The 17,725-nt window shown below is 71.3% G+C and carries 16 protein-coding genes; 13 read left to right on the top strand and 3 right to left on the bottom strand.

Going from position 1 to position 17,725, the window contains the following annotated elements; translation table 11 throughout:
- On the top strand, positions 1-867 hold the full coding sequence (locus ACWEOE_RS25450) for a substrate-binding periplasmic protein (protein WP_452013138.1): 867 nt from the start codon (positions 1-3) through the stop codon (positions 865-867).
- Between the two features lie 68 nt (positions 868-935).
- On the opposite strand, the gene ACWEOE_RS25445 is transcribed toward ACWEOE_RS25450, so the two are convergent.
- Entirely contained in the window at positions 936-1,355 is a 420-nt protein-coding gene (locus ACWEOE_RS25445; RefSeq protein WP_452013136.1) for a hypothetical protein, read from the bottom strand.
- Here ACWEOE_RS25445 and ACWEOE_RS25440 point away from each other — a divergent pair.
- The 12 genes from ACWEOE_RS25440 (at position 1,345) to ACWEOE_RS25385 (ending at position 14,301) form a co-directional block, all read left to right on the top strand.
- Positions 1,345-1,635 (top strand): hypothetical protein, encoded by a 291-nt coding sequence (locus ACWEOE_RS25440; RefSeq protein WP_452013133.1) that lies wholly within the window; start codon positions 1,345-1,347, stop codon positions 1,633-1,635. The two genes, ACWEOE_RS25445 and ACWEOE_RS25440, sit on opposite strands and share 11 nt — an antisense overlap.
- A gap of 413 nt (positions 1,636-2,048) precedes the next feature.
- Positions 2,049-3,284, top strand: coding sequence for a threonine synthase (locus tag ACWEOE_RS25435; RefSeq protein ID WP_452013130.1), 1,236 nt, complete (start codon positions 2,049-2,051; stop codon positions 3,282-3,284).
- A gap of 82 nt (positions 3,285-3,366) precedes the next feature.
- On the top strand, positions 3,367-4,887 hold the full coding sequence (locus ACWEOE_RS25430) for an ABC transporter substrate-binding protein (protein WP_452013128.1): 1,521 nt from the start codon (positions 3,367-3,369) through the stop codon (positions 4,885-4,887).
- Between the two features lies 1 nt (position 4,888).
- Complete coding sequence (locus ACWEOE_RS25425) at positions 4,889-5,878, top strand: ABC transporter permease (RefSeq protein ID WP_452013125.1); 990 nt, start codon at positions 4,889-4,891, stop codon at positions 5,876-5,878.
- Positions 5,875-6,729, top strand: coding sequence for an ABC transporter permease (locus ACWEOE_RS25420; RefSeq protein WP_452013122.1), 855 nt, complete (start codon positions 5,875-5,877; stop codon positions 6,727-6,729). The genes ACWEOE_RS25425 and ACWEOE_RS25420 overlap by 4 nt, the downstream gene beginning before the upstream one ends.
- The gene (locus tag ACWEOE_RS25415; RefSeq protein WP_452013119.1) at positions 6,726-7,520 is read left to right on the top strand and encodes an SDR family NAD(P)-dependent oxidoreductase; all 795 of its coding nucleotides are present in this window, start codon (positions 6,726-6,728) and stop codon (positions 7,518-7,520) included. The genes ACWEOE_RS25420 and ACWEOE_RS25415 overlap by 4 nt, the downstream gene beginning before the upstream one ends.
- A complete protein-coding gene (locus ACWEOE_RS25410; protein WP_452013116.1) occupies positions 7,517-8,362 on the top strand; it encodes a polysaccharide deacetylase family protein in 846 nt (281 codons plus the stop codon). Before ACWEOE_RS25415 ends, ACWEOE_RS25410 begins: the two co-directional genes overlap by 4 nt.
- Positions 8,355-9,308 (top strand): ABC transporter ATP-binding protein, encoded by a 954-nt coding sequence (locus ACWEOE_RS25405; RefSeq protein ID WP_452013113.1) that lies wholly within the window; start codon positions 8,355-8,357, stop codon positions 9,306-9,308. Before ACWEOE_RS25410 ends, ACWEOE_RS25405 begins: the two co-directional genes overlap by 8 nt.
- Positions 9,308-10,273, top strand: a complete 966-nt coding sequence (locus ACWEOE_RS25400; RefSeq protein ID WP_452013110.1) for an ABC transporter ATP-binding protein — start codon at positions 9,308-9,310, stop codon at positions 10,271-10,273. The genes ACWEOE_RS25405 and ACWEOE_RS25400 overlap by 1 nt, the downstream gene beginning before the upstream one ends.
- Positions 10,270-12,462, top strand: a complete 2,193-nt coding sequence (locus tag ACWEOE_RS25395; RefSeq protein ID WP_452013107.1) for a penicillin acylase family protein — start codon at positions 10,270-10,272, stop codon at positions 12,460-12,462. Before ACWEOE_RS25400 ends, ACWEOE_RS25395 begins: the two co-directional genes overlap by 4 nt.
- Entirely contained in the window at positions 12,459-13,115 is a 657-nt protein-coding gene (locus tag ACWEOE_RS25390; RefSeq protein WP_452013104.1) for a GntR family transcriptional regulator, read from the top strand. The genes ACWEOE_RS25395 and ACWEOE_RS25390 overlap by 4 nt, the downstream gene beginning before the upstream one ends.
- Positions 13,116-13,134: 19 nt before the next feature.
- A complete protein-coding gene (locus ACWEOE_RS25385) occupies positions 13,135-14,301 on the top strand; it encodes an acyl-CoA dehydrogenase family protein (RefSeq protein WP_452013101.1) in 1,167 nt (388 codons plus the stop codon).
- A 30-nt stretch (positions 14,302-14,331) separates the two neighbouring features.
- Here the strand turns inward: ACWEOE_RS25385 and ACWEOE_RS25380 are convergent, their stop codons facing one another.
- Together ACWEOE_RS25380 and ACWEOE_RS25375 are read right to left on the bottom strand one after the other, a co-directional pair.
- Positions 14,332-15,165 carry a GNAT family N-acetyltransferase gene (locus ACWEOE_RS25380; RefSeq protein ID WP_452013098.1) on the bottom strand — a complete coding sequence of 278 codons (834 nt, stop codon included), beginning with the start codon at positions 15,163-15,165 and terminating at the stop codon, positions 14,332-14,334.
- Between the two features lie 177 nt (positions 15,166-15,342).
- On the bottom strand, positions 15,343-17,725 hold a 2,383-nt coding region (locus ACWEOE_RS25375), incomplete at its 5' end, for a Kelch repeat-containing protein (protein ID WP_452013096.1).

Below are 17,725 nucleotides of genomic sequence, written 5' to 3'. Positions count from 1 at the left end.
ATGAACCGACTTCCCCTCAGGCGTGCGCTCGGCGCACTCGGCCTCGCCGCCCTCACCGCCGCGTCCGTCACCGCATGCGGCGGGGGCGACTCCGCAGCCGGTGACGACTTCGGCCTCGCGCAGCCCGGCACGATCACGGCGGCGGTCACGGCGGGCGACTACCCGTTCGTCTCGCCCGACGCCACCGGCAAGCCGGTCGGGTTGCTCGTGGACCTCAACAACCTCATCGCCGAGCGGATGCACCTGAAGATCGTCTACAAGACGACCACCGTCCAAGCCGGACTGCCGGGTCTCACCAGCGGTCAGTACGACCTGATGTCGGTGGGCCTGGTCGCGAGCGCGGAACGCAAGAAGAGCGTGGCCTTCACGGTGCCGATCTTCTGGGGCCAGAACGTGGTCGTGGTCCCGAACGGCTCGACCGCGAAGTCCATTCCGGACCTGGCCGGCAAGCGCGTCGGCGCGGGCGCGAACAGCACGCAGGAAGACTTCGCCAAGAAGAAGATGACGACCTCGCAGCTCGTGTCCGAAGCCACCGACGGCGCGGGTGTGAACCAGTTGCTGGCCGGCAACCTCGACGCGATGGTGCTCGGCTCGACCCACGTGGGCCAGATCTTCACCGAGCACCCGGGCAAGCTCAAGGTCGCGCTGACCTCACCGCAGGACCAGCCGGGCGCCGAGGCGGTCAACAAGAAGCTGACCAAGTTCCTCGACGCCTACAACAAGGAGCTCACCGCGCTCGCCAACGACGGGACGTTCCTGAAGCTGTACCAGAAGTACTTCCCCAACCTGCCGTACCCGACGCAGATGTACCAGTTCTGGCCGTCGATCCAGCAGCAGATCGAGAAGCAGGGCAAGCCGACCCCCTAGCCGGACGGGACTCGGTGCCGGATCAGGGTGTCCTGCGTGAGAGCAGGACACCCTGATCGGTTCCGGGGTCAGCAGGTCACGGACACCTTGGCGCCGGCCTTGAAGGACACGTGGACGTGGTCGAAGTGGTTCGCGGTGGGGCTGCCGCGGTCCTCCATCGCCTTCCAGCCACTGCCGGTGTTGATGCGCTGGCGCCAGATCACGTAGGTCACGCCGAACTCGCCCTGGTGGGCCAGCACATACGCGGCGAGCGCGTTGCCGGTCGCGGTGTCGACCATGAAGTCGAGCGCGAGCCCGGAGGGGTGGTCGCTCTGGCCCGCGCGACCGGCACGGCCGCCGACCGAGCTCACCTTGAACTTCGTGAGGATGTGGTTGCCCACCTGGGCGGCGTTCGGTTGCGCGCCGGCCAAAGTGGACGAACACGCCTTGCCGGCCGAAACGGTTTCCTTCGCCGCGGCCGTGACTGGCGGTTTCGGCTTGGGCTTCACGACCGGGTTCGTCGTGGTCGGCTTCGGGGACTCGGCCGACGTGCTGGAAGTGCTCGAAGTGCTCGGGGTGGGGCTCGCGGTCGTGGGTGTCGTGACCGGCGTCGGGGTGGTGGTCGACGTGGCGCTCGGCGAGGGCCGGGGCGCGCTGAGGGCGAGGCGGTCGGCGGCGGAGACCTGTCCGCCGCCCGGGGTACCGCCGGTGAGCCACACGAGAGCCACCAGCCCGAGGGCGGCGAGCAGACCGGCTCCGGCGGGCAGCCGCCACGACCGCGACCGGTGACGATGTCGTCCGGACATCCTGGTGCACCATTTTCTTCGCTCGGGGAACACACGCCGCGAATTCGGGGGATACGGCGCGGGCAAAGCGGCCTCGACATTACGAATCGGACACGACACTGTCACGGCCAAGTGATGGTCCACACAGATCAACACGGATCGATGCAGGTCAGCGGGCGTGTCGAAGTTCCGGGTACCTGGCATTGACAGCACCGGTCCAGCCATTTCGCATCGCTCGAAACACGGCTCGCGAGGGTGTTGTCACCGCAGTTCGGCGCGCGATTCCCTTGATCATTCATGTTCGGTGGTGCACCGCCGTTCCGGCTTCGGAACCGATCCTGACCACCGCTCCGGTTGACGTGCGGTCGTTTTGGATCCAAACTTCCGGGGATTCCGACCCGAACCCGTGGAGGCGGCATGTCGTTCTCGTTCCTCAGCCACCTGGAGTGCTCCCGCACCGGAGAGCGGTCCGAGGCCGACCGGGTGGCCGGCACGTCGGCCGTGGGCGCGCCGCTGCTCGCGCGCTACGACCTGGAACGAGTGCGGGAAACGGTGACGCGCGAGGACATCGCGGCCCGCGAGCCCAGTCTCTGGCGCTACCACGAGGTGCTGCCGGTCCGCTCGCGCGACAACATCGTGAGCCTGGGCGAAGGCCTCACTCCCCTGCTGGCGCTGCCGAACCAGGGCAAGCAGTCCGGGGTGCCGAAACTGCTGATGAAGGACGAGGGCCTCGTGCCCACCGGGTCGTTCAAGGCCCGCGGCGCGGCGGTGGGCGTCTCGCGCGCGGCCGAACTCGGCGTGCGCGGCGTGGCCATGCCGACCAACGGCAACGCCGGCGCGGCCTGGGCGCTCTACGCCGCCCGCGCCGGCATGGACAGCCTCATCGCGATGCCCGACGACGCCCCGGCGATCACCATGAAGGAGTGCCTCGCCGCCGGCGCCGAACTGTACCGGGTGGACGGTCTGATCGGCGACGCGGGCAAGCTCGTCGGCGCCGCGGTGGCCGAGCGCGAGGGCTACCAGGACGTGTCCACCCTCAAGGAGCCCTACCGGCTCGAGGGCAAGAAGACGATGGGCTACGAGATCGTCGAGCAGCTCGGCTGGCGGGTGCCGGACGTGATCCTCTACCCGACCGGCGGCGGGGTCGGCATCATCGGCATCTACAAGGCCCTACTGGAGATGCGCGAGCTGGGCTGGATCTCCGGTGACCTGCCGCGGCTTGTCGCGGTCCAGGCCACCGGGTGCGCGCCGATCGTCGAAGCGTTCAAGTCCGGCGCCACGGAGAGCACGCTCTTCCCGAACGCGCACACCGTGGCGTTCGGCATCACCGTGCCGAAGGCGCTGGGCGACTTCCTCGTGCTCGACGCCGTTCGCGCCACCGAGGGCACCGCGATCGCGGTGACCGACGAGGAACTGCTGGCCGCGCAGCGCCGGCTGGCCGCACTGGAGGGCGCCTTCGTGTGCCCCGAGGGCGCGGCGTGCTTCGCCGCGCTGGACCAGCTCCGGGAATCCGGCTGGGTGAGCGAGGACGACGAGGTCGTGGTGCTCAACACCGGTGCCGGCATCAAGTACCCCGAGACCGTGGAGGTCGACGCGCCGCTGCTGGCGAAGACCGACGCGATCCCGCCGCGGGGTGCGTTGCGCGTGCGTTAACTCTGCTCACGCGCCCTTGTGGCGCCGATTGGATCTGATCTGATGTCCCCACCTCAGCAGCCGATCTGACAGGACCGAGCCGATGAACCGACGACGTTTCCGTGCGGCGCTCCTCCTGGCCACCGCTCTCGCCCTGGGTGCCGCCTCGTGCGGCATCCAGCCGGCGAGCGCCGGCCGTGGCCCCGGCACGATTACGATCGACACCGCCAACTACCCGTCCACACTGGACCCCGGCAAGCAGTACGACACCGACACGTATTCGGTGTACCGCAACATCTTCGACCAGCTGCTGCGCCGCAACCCCAAGACGAACGCGGTCGTACCGTGGCTCGCCACGAAGTGGCGGCAGACCGATCCGCTCACCTGGCGCTTCACCATGCGCCCGGGCGTGACCTTCAGCGACGGCAGCCCGCTCACGGCCGAGGACGCGGCGTTCTCGATCAGCCGGATCCTGGACAAGAAGTTCGCCAGCCAGCAGTACGCGAACTTCTCCGTGATCGACAAGGCCACGGCCGACGGCGGCGACCTCGTCGTGCACACCTCGGTGCCCTCCCCCACGCTGCTGAGCTACCTCACCACGCTCTCGGTGGTGCCGAAGGCCTACGTGCAGCGGGTCGGGGCCAAGCAGTTCGCCGTGAAGCCGATCGGGTCCGGCCCGTTCACCTTGCAGTCGGCCACGGCCGGGTCCGAGGTCGTGCTCACGGCCAACCCGAAGTGGTGGGGTCCGCCCACGCAGATCCGCACGGCGGTGTTCCGCGCGGTGCCCAACGTGGCCAGCCGCGTGGCCGACCTGCAGTCCCGCAAGGTCGACCTCGCGACCACGCTCACGCCGGACGCCGCGGACCAGATCCGCCGCGACCCGACGCTGGCGATCCTGTCCACGCCGACGGAACGCGTGGCCTACCTCGCCTACAACACGATCAAGGGTGGCGCGACCAACGACCCGCGCGTGCGCAAGGCCATCGCCGAGGCGATCGACTACGACGCGCTGATCAAGAACCTCCAGCGCGGGTACGCGAAGCCGATCAACTCGATGGCCACGCCGCTCGCCTTCGGGTACGACAAATCGCTGCCGGACAACCACCACGATCCCGAAGACGCGAAAAAGCTGCTGCAGCAGGCAAACGCGGTCGGGGCGAAGCTGGTGATGGCGACCTCGCCGTCGTTCGACCCGCAGGTGGTGCAGGCGATCCAGGGTGACCTCGCGGCGATTGGGCTGCAGGTGGAGATCCAGAACAGCGACCAGGCGACGTACCTGAAGAAGGTGCAGGACCCGTCGCACGAGTGGGGGTCCATCCGGTTCGGCAAGTGGTCGTGCTCGTGCCTCGACTCCGACGGCGTGATCTACCCGCTGTTCCACACCGGGGAGATCTGGAGCTCCTACAGCAACCCGGACTTCGACAAGATCGTGGAGCGGGCCCGCGAGACGATCGATCCCGGGCAGCGCACCAAGCTGTACTCGCAGGCGTTCGACCTGCTCAACCGCGACCTGCCCGGCATCGGGTTGTTCCAGGCCTACGCGGTGTACGGGGCGAACTCGCGTCTGCAGTGGACACCCGACGCGTCGGAAAGCCTGTTCCTCGACCAGATGAAGGTGAGCTGACATGACGGCGACCGCGGTGCCCGCCCGCCGCAAGCGGACGAGGAGCCTGCCCGCGACACCCCGGTACGTCGCGGGGCGCCTCGGCCAGGCCGTGCTCGCGCTGTTCGGGGTGACCACCATCGTGTTCTTCGCGCTGCGCCTCTCCGGCGACCCGGCGCGCCTGCTGGTGCCCGAGGGTGCCACGGCGGCCGACATCGAGCGGGTGCGCGAGCAGCTCGGGCTGAGTGATTCCCTGTGGCACCAGTACCTTTCGTTCCTCGGCAACGCGGTGCGCGGCGACCTCGGCTACTCGTACGTGCAGAACCGGCCGGCCACGGCGCTCATCGCCGAGCGGCTGCCCTACACCGCGAACCTCGCGGTGGCCGCGCTGATCCTGTCTGTGGTGTTCGGTGTGGTGATCGGGGTGATCACGGCGCTGAAACGCGGCCGGTGGCAGGAGCGCGTGCTGATGCCGATCGTCCTCATCGGACAGGCGATGCCCGCGTTCTGGACCGGGCTGCTGCTCGTGCTCGTGTTCTCGGTGGCGTTGCGCTGGCTGCCCTCGACCGGGTACGACGGCCCGCTCTCCCTGCTGTTGCCCGCGGTCACGCTCGCCTCGCTGTCGGCTGCGGCGATCGCGCGGGTCACGCGCGGCGCGGTGCTGGAACAGCTGTCGCAGGACTACGTGCGCACCGCGCGGGCCAAGGGCGCGAGCACCACGCGGCTGGTGCTGCGCCACCTCGCCCGCAACAGCGCGATCCCGGTGCTCACCGTCGCCGCGCTCGAACTGGCGAACCTGCTGGGCGGCGCGGTGGTGACCGAGGTGATCTTCGCGTGGCCGGGGATCGGGCAGCTGACGATCCAGTCGGTGTCGGCCCGCGACTTCCCTGTGGTGCAGGCGATCGTGCTGTTCGCCTCCGCCGTGTACATCCTGATCAACTTGCTGACCGACCTGCTCTACGGCGTGATCGACCGGCGCGTCGCCACCGGTGCCCGAGGAGGTGCGGCATGACCCGGCGGGCCATCCTGATTCCCCTGGTCGTGCTGGCGATCTACGTGCTGGCCGCGATCTTCGCGCCGGTGCTGGCGCCGTTCGACCCCGACAAGGTCACCCTCGCGCAGCGGCTGCTGCCGCCGGGCGGACACCACTGGCTCGGCACCGACGCCCTCGGGCGCGACGTGCTCTCGCGGGTCATCTACGGCACGCAGGTGTCTCTGCTCGTGGCCATCGGCGCCGTGGTGGCGGGCGGCGTGGTCGGTGTCGCGCTCGGCGTGCTCGCGGGCTGGCGCGGCGGCTGGCTCGGCGCGGTGATCATGCGCCTGGTCGACATCGTGCTCTCGGTGCCGTTTTTCCTGCTCGCGATCCTCGTGGTCGCGGTGCTCGGCCCGAGCCTCGCCAACGTGGTGGTGTGCCTGGCACTCGTGCGCTGGCCGCGCTACGCCCGCGTGGCCCACTCGGCGACGCTGCAGGCGCGCGGCCGCGGGTTCGTCCGCGCGGCCACCGCGACGGGCGCGCCCGCGTGGTGGATCGTGCTGCGCCACGTGCTGCCCGAGGTGCTGCCGGTGTCCATTGTGGTCGCCACGCTCGAGCTGGGACTGATGGTGATCTACGAGGCCTCGCTGTCGTTCCTGGGCCTCGGCGTGCAGCCGCCCACCGCGTCGTGGGGCTCGATCCTGTCCGACGGCCAGCAGTACATCGCGTCGGCCTGGTGGCTCGCGACCTTCCCGGGCATCGCGTTGTTCCTGCTCGTGCTGGCCGTGAACCTGCTGGGCGACGCGGCCCGCGACCGATTGGACCCTTCGAAGCGCGCCGAGGTGGCCCGTCCGCGGCTGCTGCGCAGGATGGCGAGGCAGGCCGCATGATCCCCGACTACCGAGGCGAGTTCACCGGCAAGCGCGTGGTCATCACGGGCGCGGCCGGCCTGATCGGCACGTGGACGGCCGAGGCCTTCCACGCCCAAGGCGCCGAACTGCTGTTGTCCGACAACCGGCCCGGGCCGGTGCGGGAGCTGGCCGACCGGCTCGGCGCGCACGCGGCCGTGGCCGACGTCAGCACCGGCACCGGCGTCGACGAGCTGATCGCGGCCATCGACGACCGCTGGCCGACGGCCGACATCCTGATCAACAACGCCGGCGTGTACCCACGCACCCCCGTGGCCACCACGGACCGCGAGACGGTGGAGACGATCTTCGCGATCAACGTGCTGGCGCCGTATCAGCTGGCGCGGCACGTGATCGCGACGATGACCCGCACCGGCACACCCGGCTGCATCGTCAACCTGTCCTCGGGCGCGGCGAAACGCCCGACCCGCACGGGCGGCGTGTACTCCGCGAGCAAAGCGGCGCTGGAGATGCTCACGCGCTCGCTCGCCCTCGAAACCGGTGAGGCCGGGATCCGCGTGAACAGCGTGGGCCCGGGTTTCGCGCCCGGCAGCGAGGTCAGCGCGCTGCCCGAGGAGCACGTGGCCAAGATGCGGCGTGCGATCCCGCTGGGCCGCACCTCCGGGCCCCAGGACGCGCCGTCGGCGATCCTCTGGCTGTGCTCGAGCGCCGCGTCGTTCGTGACCGGCACCACCCTCGACGTCGACGGCGGCCGCACCGCCGGCGACTTCACCCCGGCGCCGTCCCCCACCACCCCGGCAGGTGCGTCGTGACCTACCCCTGGCCCGGCGGCGCCCGCGCGGCCGTCTGCTTCACCCTCGATTTCGACGGCGAATCCCCGCACCTGTGGCGGACACGGGAAAACCCGCCCGTGTCCGTCGGCGAGCTCGAACAACGCCGCTACGGCCCGCGGCGCGGGATCCGCAACCTGCTGTCCATGATGGACAACCTGCACCTGCGTGCCACGGTGTTCGTACCCGGCTGGATCGCCGCGAAGTACCCGGAGCAGGTCGCCGAGGTGCACGCGCGGGGCCACGAGCTCGCGCTGCACGGCTGGTGCCACGAGGCCCCGACCGGCCTGGCGCGCGACGAGCTGTACCGCACGCTGGCCCGCGCGGCCGACACGCTCGCCGCGATCACCGGCGAACGGCCCGCCGGCTACCGCTCCCCCAGCTGGGACATGACGACGGAGGTCTTCCCCGTCCTGCGCGAGCTCGGCGTGACCTACGACAGCTCGCTGATGGGCGACGACCGGCCCTACGTCGTCGACGGGATCGTGGAGGTCCCCGTCGACTGGGCCACCGACGACGCGCCGTACTACCGGTACGTCGGCGGTGATCCGCGCCCGCCCACGACCACCCCCGAGGTGCTGGCCGGCTGGGCCGCCGAGATCGCCGCGGCGAAGAAGCTCGGCTCGCTGTGCATGATCACCGTCCACCCGTGGCTCTCCGGTCGGCCCGCTCGCGTGGCCGCGCTGGAAGCGCTGCTCGCCCCCGTCGTCGCCGATCCGCGGCTGGCCACGCCGACGGCCGGTGAGCTCGCCGAGCACCACCGTGAACACGGTGTCGGCGATACCGTCCCCCTCGAACAGTTGGGCAGGCCCGCTCATGACTGAGCTGCTCGAAGTGCAGGACCTGAAGGTGTCCTTCGGCGCCGGCCGCGAAGCCGTGCGCGGCGTCGACCTCACCGTCGGCCGCGGCGAAACCCTGGCCGTGGTCGGGGAATCCGGGTGCGGCAAGAGCCTCACCGCGCTGTCGTTGCTCGGCCTCGAACCCGCCGCCGCGCGGGTCACGGGGTCGGCGACGCTCGCCGGCACGGAGCTGATCGGCCGCGGCGAACGCGAGCTGCGGCGCCTGCGCGGCACGCGGGCGGCGATGATCTTCCAGGACCCGATGAGCTCGCTCAACCCGACGACCCGCATCGGCACGCAGATCGCCGAGGTGCTCGCGATCCACTCGCCGATGCGGCGTTCGGCCCGGTTGCGCCAGGCCGTGGAGCTGATGGAGTCGGTCGGCATCACCGACGCGGCGGCGCGCGCCAAGCAGATGCCGCACGAGCTCTCCGGCGGCATGCGCCAGCGCGTGATGATCTCGATCGCGCTCGCCGGCAGCCCCGAGCTGCTCATCGCCGACGAGCCGACCACCGCGCTCGACGTGACGGTGCAGGCCCAGGTGCTCGCGTTGCTGCGGGAACGCACGCGGGACACCGCGCTGCTGTTCATCACCCACGACATGGGTGTGGTCGCCGAGATCGCCGACCGCGTGGCCGTGATGTACGCGGGCAAGGTCGTGGAAACCGGCTCCGTGCACGAGGTTCTCGAAGCTCCGCGCCACCCGTACACCGCGGCGCTGCTGCGCTCGGTGCCCGACCCGGACCGTCCGGTGGACGGGGAACTGCCCACCATCCCCGGGCAGGTCCCCGCCGTCGGCGCGGTGATCGAGGGCTGCCCCTTCCGGCCCCGGTGCGACCACGCCGACGACACCTGTGCCACCGCCCCGTCCCTCACCGACGGGGTCGCCTGCTGGCACCCCGTTTCCCGCACGGCACAGGAGGTCGCGTGATGTCGGATCTCGTGGTCGCGGAAGGACTGGTCAAGCGCTACGCCGTGCGCGGCGGCACGATGGCGGCCGTCGACGGCGTGAGCCTGCGGGTCGAGCGCGGCACCACGCTCGCGCTCGTCGGCGAGTCCGGCTGTGGGAAGTCGACCACCGGGCGGCTGCTGCTCGCGCTGGAACGGCCCGACGAGGGCAGCGTCGAGGTCGCCGGGCAGAGCGTGCACTCGATCGGCAAGAAGGACCTGCGCGATCTGCGGCGCACGATGCAGCCGGTGTTCCAGGACCCGTACGACTCGCTCAACGGCCGCATGACCGTGGGGCAGATCGTCGCGGAACCGCTGCGGGTGCACCGGTTCCGCGGTGATCTCGAGGCCCGCGTGCGTGAGCTGCTCGAAGCCGTGACCCTCGCGCCGGAGCTGGCGCAGCGCTACCCGCACGAGCTGTCCGGCGGGCAGCGCCAGCGCGTGGCGATCGCACGGGCCATCGCGCTCGACCCGGAGTTCCTCGTGTGCGACGAGCCGGTGTCCGCCTTGGACGTCTCGGTGCAGGCGCAGGTGGTGAACCTGTTGCGGCGCCTGCAGGACGAGCGCGGGATCACCTACCTGTTCATCAGCCACGACCTCGCGCTGGTGCGCCACCTCGCGCACCGCGTGGCCGTGATGTACCTCGGCCGGATCGTGGAGGAGGGTGACACCGAGGAGCTGTTCGCGGATCCGCGCCACCCGTACACCCAGCTGCTGCTCGCCGCCGCGCCACGCCCGCGTGTGCGCGACCACACCCGTGAGGACCCGGTGGCCCACCTCGGCGAAGCCACCAGCGTGCTGACCCGCTCGGGCGGGTGCGCGTTCGCTCCGCGCTGCCCATTGGCGACGGACCGGTGCCGCACCGAGGATCCCGCGCTGCGCCCGCTCGCGGACACGCGGGCCGCGGCGTGCCACTACGCCGAGACCGCGCGAGTCGGGGCCGCATGATCACGCGCGACGCGTACGGGATCCCGACGGTGGTGGCGGAAACCGAGGACCAGGCGTGGTTCGAACTGGGCCGCGCCGCCGCCGAGGACCGGCTGTGGCAACTGGAGTACGACCGCCGCCGCGCGGCCGGGCGGTGGGCCGAGGTCGTCGGCGAGCCGGCCGTGGCCGCCGACCGGCTCGCCCGCCGGCTGCGCCTGGTCGACGCCGCCGAGCGCGACCTGGCGGCGATGGACACCCGGACACTGGGCACCTTCGAGGCGTACGCGGCGGGCGTCAACGCCTGGGTCGCCGACCACGGCACCACCGTCGAGTACGACCGCGGCGGCATCGGCTGGGAACCGTGGACACCGCGGGATTCGCTGCTGATGTTCAAGATCCGGCACGTGCTGATGGGCGTGTGGCAGTACAAGATCGCCCGGGCGGCGCTGCGGGCGACGGCGGGCGCCGAGGTGGCCGCGAAGCTCGATCCGCGGCCGCTGCCGGGCATGCGCGTGACGGTGCCGCCGTTCGGCCGCGTCGACGAAGCCCGCGGCGAGCTGGTCGAGCAGGCCCGCGCCGACGTCGAGGCGGCGGCCGAGCACCTCGGCTTCCTCGCCGAGTCCGAGGGCGGCTCCAACGCGTGGGTGCTCGGGGGTGGCCGTACGGCGAGCGGGAAACCGTTGCTGGTCAACGACTCCCACCGCGCCCTCGACGTGCCCAACGCCTACTGGCAGGCGCACGTGCGCTGCCCCGAGTTCACCGTGTCCGGCGCGACCTTCCCCGGGCTGCCCGGGTTCCCGCACTTCGGGCACAACGGCCGCGTCGGCTGGGCGATCACCAACGCGGCGGCCGATGCGCAGGACCTCTACGTGGAGCACTTCGACGGCGAGCGCGTGCGCACCGCCGAGGGCTGGGCCCCGGCTTCGGTGCGCGACGAGGTCATCCACGTGCGCGACGGCGAAGACCGCGTCGAGCGCTGCTGGCTGACGCCGAACGGTCCCGTGGTGCACGGCGATCCCGCACGCGGTGCCGCGCTGTCGCTGCGCTGGACGGCCACCGACGGGCCGTGCGAACAGTTCGGCGTGCTGCGCCGGATGCTCCTCGCCGGCGACGTGCGCACACTGCTCGACGCGCAGGACGGCTGGGTCGACCCGGTCAACAACCTCGTGGCCGCCGACATCGGGGGCGACATCGGCTACCTGCTGCGCGGGCAGCTGCCCGCCCGCGACCGCGCGGCGGCCACGCAGGTGCCCGTGCCCGGCTGGGACCCCGCGTTCGGCTGGCGGGGCCGCGTGCCCTTCGGCGAGATGCCGCGCACGGAGAACCCACCCGAAGACCTGATCGTCACGTCGAACAACACCGTGACCGCCGCCGCCCACCCCGTCGTGTCGCACGCGGTGAACGACGCCTACCGCGTGGAACGCATCCACGAACTGGCCGCGGCGACCGAGCGCGCGACCGCGGAGGACATGCGGGCGTGGCAGGGCGACACGACGTCGGTCGCGGCCCGGCGCTGGGGACAGCTGCTCGCCGAGCGCGGGCCGTACACCGGGGCCGCCGAGCAGGCGCGAGCGGCGCTCGTGGCCGGTGCGGGTGACCTCGGCCCGGCCGGCACCACCGGTCTCGTCCACGCGTGCTTCCGGCGTGAAATCGCGGCCCGCGTGCTCGACGAGGAGATCGGCTCGGCCGCGCGCGCATGGCTGATGAAGAGCGGGCTGCCCGGGATGCCCGTGGTGCTGCGGCGCTGGTTCGCGAGCCTGACCTGGCCGCGTGACGGGGTCTGGCCCGCGCGGGCGCTGTCGGACGAGCTGCTGTCCGACGCGCTGGCGGCAGGCTGGCGAAGGGCCCTCGAAAGCAGCGCCTCAGAAGCCGGGCTGCGGCCGTGGGGCGAGGTGCACCGCACAGCCGCGAAGCACCCGCTGCACCCCGTGGCCGGCACGGAGTTCGACCCGCCGTCGGTCGGGCTCGGCGGGGACAACGAGACGATCCAGAACGGCGCGTACGGCTGGGTCCGGGGCGGGCGCTTCGACATCACGAACCTCTCGGTGTACCGGCAGGTGCTCGACCTGGCCGACCTCGGCGCCGCCGGGTGGGTGATTCCTGGCGGAGCGTCCGGCGTGCCCGGTTCGGCGCACTACGCTGACCAGCTGACCTCGTGGCAGGTCCACGAGCTGATCCCGATGCAGCCGCAAGGAGTCGCGAACCGGTGAGTGACGAGCCCTCCGAACCGGCCAGCCTGGTCCGCACCGCGTACCGGGCGATCCGCGAGGCCGTGCTGGACCGGCAGCTGCGGCCCGGCGAACGCGTCACGGTCCGGCCGCTGACCGAGCGCCTCGGCATCTCGCCGACGCCGGTGAAGGCCGCGCTCGCGATCCTCGAACGCGAAGGGTTCCTCGTGGCGCGGCAGCACTCGGGGTACTTCGTGGCCGAGCTGACCGTGGCCGACATGCGCGACATCTACGAGCTGCGCTCGGCCGTCGACACACTCGCCGCGCGCGACTTCGCCCGCACCCGCCCGCCCCAGCTGCTCGCCCGGCTCACGGACCTGGTCGCGGGCCAGCGCGCCGCCCTGGCGTCCGGCGACGTGCCGCGCTACGCCGAGCTCGACCGCGAGTTCCACGCCCTGATCTGGCAGGGCTCGGCGAACCGGCGGCTGCTGGCCATCGCCGACCTGCTCGGCGCGCAGCTGCAGCTGGGCCAGAACGTGACGATCGCGGTCCCCGGCCGTCCGGAAGCCAGTCTCGACGAGCACACCGAGATCCTGGACGCACTGCGGTCGGGCGACACCGCGGCCGCGGAACAGGCGACGCGCCGGCACGTCGCCCAGGTCATCCGGGCGCTGGAAGCGGCGCTGCCGGAGTGAGGAACGGAGGTGAGCGACCGTGGACTTCGGGCTGACCGAAGACCAGGAAGCACTGCGCCGCGGTGCGGTCGAGCTGGCGGCGAAGTTCCCCGACGAGTACTGGGCCCGCTGCGACGCCGAGGGTGAGTTCCCGTGGGAGTTCTACCGCGCGTTCGCCGACGCGGGCTGGCTCGGCATCGCGATCCCCGAGGAGTACGGCGGCGGCGGGCTCGGGATCTTCGAGGCCGCGCTGCTGCTGGAAGAGGTAGCGGCGTCGGGCGCCGGGATGAACGGGTGCAGCACCATGCACCTCACGATCTTCGGGCTCAACACCATCGTGAAACACGGCAGCGCGGGCATGCGCGAGGAGATCCTCCCCCGCGCCGCCGACGGGTCCCTGCACGTGTGCTTCGGCGTGACCGAACCGGACGCCGGCACCGACACCACCCGCATCCGCACTTTCGCGCGCCGCGAAGGCGACGATTACGTGATCAACGGCCGCAAGGTCTGGATCACCAAGGCCGGCCAGTCGCAGAAGATGGTGCTCATCGCGCGCACCACCCCGCTGGCCGAGGTCGAGCGGCCCACCGACGGCATGTCGTTGTTCCTCGTGGACGTCGACCCGGACGCGATCACGCTCACCCCGATCCCGAAGCTCGGGCGCAACGCCGTGAGCTCGTACGAGGTCGCGATCGACGACCTGCGCGTCCCCGCCTCGGCCCGCATCGGCGAGGAGGGCAAGGGCTTCCGGTACCTGCTCGACGGACTGAACCCCGAACGCATCCTGCTCGCCCACGAGGCGCTGGGCCTCGGCCGCGCCGCCGTGGCCAAGGCCGTGGCCTACGCCCGCGAACGCGTGGTGTTCGACCGGCCGATCGGGCAGAACCAGGGCATCGCGTTCCCGCTCGCCGAAGCGCAGACCCGGCTCGACGCCGCCGCGCTCATGGCCCGCAACGCCGCCTGGCGCTACGACCGGGGCCTGTCCTGCGGCCGCGAGGCCAACATGGCCAAGTTCCTGTGCGCCGACGCGGGCTTCCAGGCCGCCGACCGCGCCCTCCAGACGCTGGGCGGGATGGGTTATGCGAAGGAGTACCACGTGGAGCGGTACTTCCGCGAAGCCCGCCTGCTGCGCATCGCGCCGGTGAGCCAGGAAATGGTGCTGAACTACGTGTCCACCCACGTGCTCGGGCTGCCGAAGTCCTATTGAGACGTTGCCCGGATCCGACGCCCGAGCGGGTCAGGGCGCCGAGGTGGTGTACAGCCAGTTGTGCCAGGGATCGGCGTGGGGATCCGCTCCGCAGCGGTGCATCGCCGCCGTCATGGGGTGGTTGTCCACGTCGACCAGGGACTGCACCGCGGCAAAGCCGCGGGCGCGGCCGGCGCGGTAAGCCGCCATGAGGAGCTGGTCCACGTAGCGGTGACCACGCTGCTCGGGCAGGACACCGATGAGCACGATCGTGCCCACGCCCGGATCACCGTCCCGTTCGGCCAGACCCACGAACCCGACCGGCACACCATCGGTCGTCTCGGCGTACAGCCACGACTGGGCGTCCGCGCCGGAAGCGTGGTGGTCCAGGAACGTGGTCGCCCACTGCCGGGGCTGCTGCCGGCCGAACACCAGGGCGTCGGTCCGGTCCAGGGTCTGGGCCACGCACCGCTCGATCACGGAGGTGAACGCCTCCCGTCCGATCCGCGACATCGGCGCCAGCCGCAGTCCGACGGGCTCGGGCAGCACCTGGCCGGTGTCGGCCCACCGGAAGCCCTCCTTCTCCTGGAACAACTCGAACCTGCACGCCTTCGCGACGTCACGCCGAGCGGCGTGGTCGGAACTCACCGACGCGCTGATCGGCAGGTAGACCGAGGTGCCGCGCGGGACCGAGGCCACGGCCGCGGTCACCGCCGCCTGCGCGGCATCCAGCCCGCCCTCGGTCCAGGACAGCCGGGCCACCGCGTACTCGATGGGCTCGCGCTCGAAGATCTCCGCCCGCCCCAGCACCGCCGATGCCACTTCCCGACCGTCGCGCTCCACCACGAACCGCGCGATCGGCCGCAACGTCGATCCCGGCTGCACCCGCACAGGATCAAGCGCGACCCGACGAACCCCACTCAGCGCACAACCCCGTCTCCCGATGCACCGGCCAGGACCATCCAACACCGCGCACCCACATTCCGATCAAGGGCTGCGGCGAAACCGCCGAAGCGGTCCCACCCGGGGGATGCCGGGTGGGACCGCTTCGGTTCGCCGCGCCTAGATCTTCGGCAGCGCCACGTCCGTGACCGTGGCCGCGCCCGCCTGCACCTTCACCTGCCTGAACTGCGGCTGGTAGCCGTTGGCGGCGACGGTGACCATCAGCGGGTTGTACCCCTTGTCCAGCCACAGCCGGTAATGGCCCTGCGCGTCGGTCTTCAGGGTGTACGACACCTCGCCGCACACTCCGTTGTGGACCATCGTGCAGACCTGCACCGTGGCGTCGGCGATCCCGGCGCCCGTCGCGGTGTCGGTGACCGTGCCCGAGAGCTCGCCCCACGCCTTGGGCGGCGTGGCCTGAAGCGAGACCGGCAGGGCCGGCACGGCGTAGGGCGAGTCCGTGTCGAACGTGACCGTGGCCGTGTACTTGCCGGGCTGGGTGACCTTGCCCGAGTCGGCCGTCACCGTGACCTTCGCGGTGGCGCCGGGGGCGAGATCCAGCTCGGTGCTGCTCTCCGAGAGCCAGCCGGCGTCGTCGTCACCGCACTGGTCGTAGCCCGGCAGCATCTGCGTGGTGCGCAGGGCCGGGACCAGCGAGCCGATCTGGTAGAGCGCGCAGGCACCGCGACCGCCGTCGTAGTAGGCGTTCGGCAGGTCGGGCAGCGACGACCACTTGTCGCTCACCGGGTCGTACTCGACGGTGCGCGCGGTTTCGCCGACCGGCGTGTTCAACTTGCCGTTGCCGGTCTCGCCGCCGGCGAGCTGCAAGCGGCCGTTCGCCCCGCTGTAGGCCATCTGGCCGACCTCGTACGGCGCGTCGGCGACCTTGGTCCACGCCGCGGTACCCGGCTTGAACACGTACGTCGACTTGATGTTGTCGAACAGGCCGAGCATCCCGCCGGCGCACACGATCTCGCCGTGGATTCCGGCGCAGCCCGCGTCGCTCTGGGCCTCCGGGTAGTCGGGCTGCGCCGACCAGGTGTTGTGCACCGGGTCGTAGGCGTACACCGACTTGAGCAAGCCCGTGCCGCAGTCGTTCCCGCAGCCGCCGACCACGTACAGCTTCCCGCCGAGGGTGGTGGCGGTGGCGTTGTAGATCTTCGTCGGCAGGTCCGCCAGCCGCGACCACGAGTTCGTCTCCGGGTGGTAGGCGTACGTCGTGGCCAGCACGCTGGTCTTGCCGACGCCGCCGACGACGTAGAACGCGCCGTTGAGGAACGCCGCCGCCGACTCCTTCACCGGCTGCGGCAGGTCCGCGATGGACGACCACTCCGCGGTGACCGGGTCGTACACGTAGCTGCGCGCCGAGGGGTACAGCTGGTGCGCGGGCATGCCGCCCACGCTGTAGACCTTGCCCTGGTAGCCGCCGATCGCGCCCTCGTAGGTGAACTCCGGCACGTTCGCCATCGGCTGCCAGCCGGCGGCCGACGCGTCGACCCCGCTGAACCCGGTGACGTGCTCGCCGAGCGACACGTGCACGGGTGCCGTGCCGGTGTTGGTGAGCTTCACCGTCTGGCTCGCGACCTGGCCGATCGACTTGGTCACGTCGAGGCTCGTGGACCCGACCGCGAGCTGCCCCGCCTTGAGCTTGACGTCCAGGCGGGCCACGGAGTTCAGGCCGGTTGTCGTCGACAACGCCGGTGAGGTGTACCGCGGCAGGCTCGCCGTGTACTTGTGCGCACCGGTGGTGTCGAACAGCTGGTAGAAGCCGTCCGGCAAGGCCGCGTCGTCGGGCGTCGGCCCGCTGACGGCCGAACGGGCCGCGGCGGTGGTGTCGGCCACCGTCACGTCGTTGCGGGCCGCACCGGTGTTGGCGTCGGTGACGACACCGGCGACCAGGCCGCCCTCACTCGGCGCGCACGAGCCGATCGCGATGTCGTCGAGCTCGGCCAGCGAGTTGTCGTGGCCCGCGTAGTGAAAGCGCACGCGCACCGACTGCGCACCGGCGACCTGTGGCAACGGAAGAGCCACGGTGGTCTGCACGACGTCCGTGGTCTGGTGCCACACCGTGCTCCACGTCGCTCCGCCGTCGAGGCTGAGGTCGGCGTCGAGCAGCGTGCCGGTGTCGGGCGCGTACACCGCGCCGAACGAGAGCACCGGCGCGGGGTCGTCGCCCAGGTCGAGCACCGGGGACACCAAGGTGGTGTCCTCGGGCTTGCCGCCCCGGGTGGCCGGTGCGGCGAGGGCGTAGTTGCCCGTGCTGATGAGGTTCCCCAGCTCGGTCGCGTCGTCGAACGTCCAGCCGGTCGACGCCGGATCCGCGTTGGTGATCGTCCACCCGTCCTTCGGGGTGGTGCCGAGCCAGCCGTCGAAGTGGGTCAGCGCGGCGTGGCCGTAGCCGAGCGCACTGCACGCTGTCGGGTCGACCTTGGCGCTGAAGTTCTTGCGCACGGCCGAAGTACCGACCGCCAGCGTCTGGTCGATCGGCTGGTAACCGGGCTGG

The organism is Amycolatopsis sp. NPDC004368 (assembly GCF_053602515.1).
This window is presented reverse-complemented; position numbering and strand designations above follow the sequence as displayed.

Coding starts and splice junctions, on each gene's coding strand:
- ACWEOE_RS25450 (WP_452013138.1), top strand. CDS start 1: ATGAACCGACTTCCCCTCAGGCGTGCGCTCGGCGCACTCGGCCTCGCC.
- ACWEOE_RS25435 (WP_452013130.1), top strand. CDS start 2,049: ATGTCGTTCTCGTTCCTCAGCCACCTGGAGTGCTCCCGCACCGGAGAG.
- ACWEOE_RS25430 (WP_452013128.1), top strand. CDS start 3,367: ATGAACCGACGACGTTTCCGTGCGGCGCTCCTCCTGGCCACCGCTCTC.
- ACWEOE_RS25425 (WP_452013125.1), top strand. CDS start 4,889: ATGACGGCGACCGCGGTGCCCGCCCGCCGCAAGCGGACGAGGAGCCTG.
- ACWEOE_RS25420 (WP_452013122.1), top strand. CDS start 5,875: ATGACCCGGCGGGCCATCCTGATTCCCCTGGTCGTGCTGGCGATCTAC.
- ACWEOE_RS25415 (WP_452013119.1), top strand. CDS start 6,726: ATGATCCCCGACTACCGAGGCGAGTTCACCGGCAAGCGCGTGGTCATC.
- ACWEOE_RS25405 (WP_452013113.1), top strand. CDS start 8,355: ATGACTGAGCTGCTCGAAGTGCAGGACCTGAAGGTGTCCTTCGGCGCC.
- ACWEOE_RS25400 (WP_452013110.1), top strand. CDS start 9,308: ATGTCGGATCTCGTGGTCGCGGAAGGACTGGTCAAGCGCTACGCCGTG.
- ACWEOE_RS25395 (WP_452013107.1), top strand. CDS start 10,270: ATGATCACGCGCGACGCGTACGGGATCCCGACGGTGGTGGCGGAAACC.